4 protein-coding genes are annotated in these 4,164 nt (G+C 63.6%); 2 read left to right on the top strand and 2 right to left on the bottom strand.

What is annotated here, in order from left to right; all coding sequences use genetic code 11:
- Positions 1 to 586: peptide-methionine (S)-S-oxide reductase MsrA (msrA, locus tag GSQ79_RS13525; protein WP_158809232.1), on the top strand; the 586-nt coding region annotated here is incomplete at its 5' end.
- 105 nt (positions 587 to 691) lie between these two features.
- The gene (locus GSQ79_RS13520; protein ID WP_158809231.1) at positions 692 to 1,414 is read left to right on the top strand and encodes a DUF3750 domain-containing protein; all 723 of its coding nucleotides are present in this window, start codon (positions 692 to 694) and stop codon (positions 1,412 to 1,414) included.
- A 12-nt stretch (positions 1,415 to 1,426) separates the two neighbouring features.
- Here GSQ79_RS13520 and gyrB read toward each other — a convergent pair whose 3' ends face one another.
- A complete protein-coding gene (gene gyrB / locus GSQ79_RS13515) occupies positions 1,427 to 3,895 on the bottom strand; it encodes a DNA topoisomerase (ATP-hydrolyzing) subunit B (protein ID WP_158809230.1) in 2,469 nt (822 codons plus the stop codon).
- Between the two features lie 45 nt (positions 3,896 to 3,940).
- Positions 3,941 to 4,164: hypothetical protein (locus tag GSQ79_RS28980; protein WP_210253082.1), on the bottom strand; the 224-nt coding region annotated here is incomplete at its 5' end.

Genomic DNA, 4,164 nt, shown 5'->3' with positions numbered 1-4,164 from the left:
AGCTGCCAAGCCCGAGGCAACCTCGGCGACGGCCGTGCTTGCCGGCGGATGCTTCTGGGGCGTCCAGGGCGTCTTCCAGCACGTGAACGGCGTGACGAGCGCGGTCTCCGGCTATTCCGGCGGCTCGAAGGCCAACGCGTCCTATCCGGTGGTCAGCACCGGCACCACCGGCCATGCCGAGAGCGTCAAGATCACCTACGATCCGCGCAAGGTCAGCTTCGGCAAGATCCTGCAGATCTACTTTTCCGTCGTCGCCGACCCGACGATGCTGAACGCCCAGGGTCCGGACGAGGGAACGCAATATCGCTCCGACATCTTCGCGACGACGCCGGAGCAGGCGCATGTCGCCACCCGCTACATCGCGCAGTTGCAGGCGGCCCACGTGTATTCGGCACCGATTGTCACCACGGTGACCTCGTTCAAGGCGTTCTACCCGGCGGAAGGCTATCACCAGAACTACCTGACCGAGCATCCGACGGCCGGCTATATCGCCGTCAACGACATGCCGAAGGTCGATGGTCTGAAGGCTTTGTTCGGTGCTGACTATCGTCAGGCCCCCGTCCTGGTCGCCGCCTCGACGAACTGAGCCAAGCCGCCGCCGGACGATTGTCTTCGGCGGTGCCTTTCGATCGCACCGGGTCGTCCCTACATGCGCGTCTCCTTACGTCATGTTCGGATCCCGGTGCGCTCGATGATCACGCTTGCCTTCCTTGTCGTCTTCGTGGTTCCAGTCCTGGTGTCCGCGGCGCTTTATACCATCCGCACCAAAAACGTCGCATGGCGCAGCGCCGACCGATCGAGCGCCGGCCTGTTACCCCCGGCCTCGAAGCATCCGGAGGCGGCCGTCCGGGTGTTTTCCGCGCGGACGGTGAGTTGGCGCGGCATCGTTGCGACGCATAGCTGGATCGTGGTCAAACCGGCAGGGACCGCGGCCTACCAGCGTTTCGATTACACCGCTTGGGGCACCCCGATCTGGGTCGATCGCTTCGTCGCCGACGGCCTATGGTTCGGTAGCCGACCGGAGGTCGTGTTTGCGGCCGACGGCGCAGCTGCCGCGCATATGATCCCCATCATACAAGAAACCATCGCGCATTACCGTTACGGCAACCCCGGCGACTACAAGGCTTGGCCCGGCCCCAACTCCAACACCTTCGTCGCGGCCGTGATGGGCGCCGTGCCGGCGATGCGGACGAGTCTGCCGAACACGGCCATCGGCAAGGACTTTCCTTATGACGGCCGCTGGATCGGCCTGACGCCATCCGGCACCGGAATCCGCGTCAATGCGGGCGGCTATCTCGGCTTCACCCTCGGCTGGATCGAAGGCTTCGAGATCAACATTCTCGGCGCCGTCGCCGGGCTCGACTTTCGTCATTCGGGCATCAAGCTGCCGGCGCTCGGACGGATCGGGGTGTGAAACCCCCGACCCTCAAACGTCCAAATTCGCGACGTTCAGCGCGTTGGCCTGGATGAACTCGCGGCGCGGCTCCACGACGTCGCCCATCAGCTTGACGAAGACATCGTCAGCCTCGTCGCCTTCCTTGATCTTCACCTGGAGCAGCGAGCGGACATCGCGATCGAGCGTGGTCTCCCAGAGCTGGTCCGGGTTCATCTCGCCGAGGCCCTTGTAGCGCTGCATCTGCGAGATGCCTTTTTGGCCTGCGGCCATGACGGCTTCGAGCAATTCGACCGGGCCCGACGCCTGCTTCTCCTCGGCCTTGCGAACGAGAATTGCCGGACGGCTGTAGGTTTCCTCAAGCGAGGCAGCGTGTTCGTTGAGCCGGCGCGCCTCCGCCGAGGCCAACAGGCCGGCGTCGAGCGTCGCGACCTGGGTCACGCCGCGCAGCTCGCGCGTCAGAACATAGGCGCCGTTCTCGACGCGGCCTTTCCAGCCGCGCTCCATGTCGTCGGCGCGACGGTCGAGCCGCTCGGCGACGTTTTCGGCGAGTGCCGTGGCAACCGTCTCGTCGTCGATCGGCTGCAGCGCGCCGGCGATGGCGGCCTGTTCGACGACGCCGCGGTCGTAGCGCGAGTGCAACTGGCTCAGCAGTTGGCGGACGATGCGGGCCTCCTCGACGAGGCTGCGCAGATCCGCTCCGGTGCGGTCTTCGCCACTGGGGAGGCGGAGCATGGCGGAGTCGAGCCCGTGCCCGATCAGATAGTCTTCGCGCGCTCGCTCGTCCTTCAGATATTGCTCGGACGAGCCGCGCTTGACCTTATAGAGCGGAGGCTGGGCGATGTAGACGTGGCCGCGCTCGATCAGCTCCTTCATCTGCCGGAAGAAGAAGGTGAGCAGCAGGGTGCGGATATGCGAGCCGTCGACGTCGGCATCCGTCATGATGATGATCTTGTGGTAGCGCAGCTTGTCCGGATTGAAATCGTCCCGGCCGATGCCGGTGCCGAGCGCCGTGATCAGCGTGCCGATCTCGTTCGACGACAGCATCTTGTCGAAGCGCGCGCGCTCCACGTTGAGGATCTTGCCGCGCAACGGCAGGACGGCCTGGTATTCGCGGTTGCGGCCCTGCTTGGCGGAGCCGCCGGCGGAGTCACCCTCGACCAGGAACAGCTCGGCCTTGGCCGGATCGCGCTCCTGGCAGTCGGCGAGTTTGCCCGGCAGGTTGGCGACATCCAGAACGCCTTTGCGCCGGGTGAGATCGCGCGCCTTGCGGCCGGCCTCGCGGACCTGCGCATTCTCAATGATCTTGGCGATCACCGGCTTAGCTTCCTGCGGATGTTCTTCGAACCACTGGCCCAAAAGGTCGTTGACGAGGCTTTCGACGACAGGACGCACCTCTGACGAGACCAGCTTGTCCTTGGTCTGCGACGAGAACTTTGGGTCCGGTACTTTCACCGACAGGACGCAGGTCAGGCCCTCGCGGCAATCGTCCCCGATCACGTCGATCTTTTCCCGCTTGGTTGCGCCCGAGCGGTCGGCATAGCCGGTGACCTGGCGCGTCAGCGCACCACGCAGACCGGCGAGATGGGTGCCCCCGTCGCGTTGCGGGATGTTGTTGGTAAAGGCCAGGACGTTCTCGTGATACGAATCGTTCCACCACAGCGCCACCTCGACGGTGATCTGGTCCTTGACGCCCTTCATCATGATTGGCTTGGCGATCAGCGCGCTCTTGGCGCGGTCAAGGTACTGGACGAAGGCTTCGAGGCCGCCTTCGTAGAACAGCGTCTCGGTCTTCACCTCGGCGCCGCGCGCGTCGGTCAATTCGATGTAAACACCGGAATTGAGGAACGCGAGTTCGCGCAGCCGATGCTCGATCGTCCCATAGGTGTAATCGATCATCGTGAACGTCTTGGGCGAGGCGAGGAAGGTGACCTCCGTGCCGCGCTTCGGTTTGCCGTCTACCATCGGCGCCGGGCCGACAACTTTCAGCGATTCCTTGACGTCGCCGTGGTCGAACATGACCACATGCTCCTTGCCGTCGCGCCAGATCCGCAACTTCAGCCAAGTCGACAGCGCGTTGACGACCGAGACGCCGACGCCGTGGAGGCCGCCCGAAACCTTGTAGGAGTTCTGGTCGAATTTTCCGCCGGCATGGAGCTGGGTCATGATGACTTCGGCGGCCGACACGCCTTCTTCCTCGTGGATACCGGTAGGGATGCCGCGCCCGTCGTCGGTCACGGTGACCGATCCATCGGCGTTCAACGTAACCGTCACACGCGTAGCATGGCCGGCCAAGGCCTCGTCGATTGCGTTGTCGACGACCTCGTAAACCATGTGATGCAGGCCGGAACCATCATCCGTATCGCCGATATACATGCCAGGCCGTTTGCGGACCGCGTCAAGCCCGCGCAGCACTTTGATCGAATCCGCGCCGTAGCTCTCTGAACCGTTCAGATCCGGGGCATTGATCTCGGTCGGACCCGAGGAGGCCGTCTCATCCATACGTTAAAGGGCTTTCCATGCGGCCGGGAGCACGCCCGACCTGCGTTATGTTCCCTCCTGATATAGCCGCTCAGCTAGAAAAATGCATGGCGAAAGCGCGGTTTCGATGTTGAAAACGACATGTTTACGATGACCGAGCGTCAGGGAAGCTAAGCACGGTTGCGCCTGATTATGCACACAACCGACTATCGCACGTAAGCGGCCGTGGAAACGCCCTGGATTGCCGGCGACGCCAGGGTGCCCACCAACCCGAACACCTTCTGCAGGTC

Origin of the sequence: Beijerinckia sp. L45, from assembly GCF_009765775.1 — a bacterium.
Taxonomy (GTDB): domain Bacteria; phylum Pseudomonadota; class Alphaproteobacteria; order Rhizobiales; family Beijerinckiaceae; genus RH-AL1.
Note: the sequence above shows the minus strand (reverse complement) of the source record. Positions and strands in the feature narration are given on the sequence as shown.

Bases quoted from the DNA above. Each gene is read 5' to 3' on its own strand.
- gyrB (WP_158809230.1), bottom strand. From the start codon at position 3,895: ATGGATGAGACGGCCTCCTCGGGTCCGACCGAGATCAATGCCCCGGAT.
- GSQ79_RS13520 (WP_158809231.1), top strand. From the start codon at position 692: ATGATCACGCTTGCCTTCCTTGTCGTCTTCGTGGTTCCAGTCCTGGTG.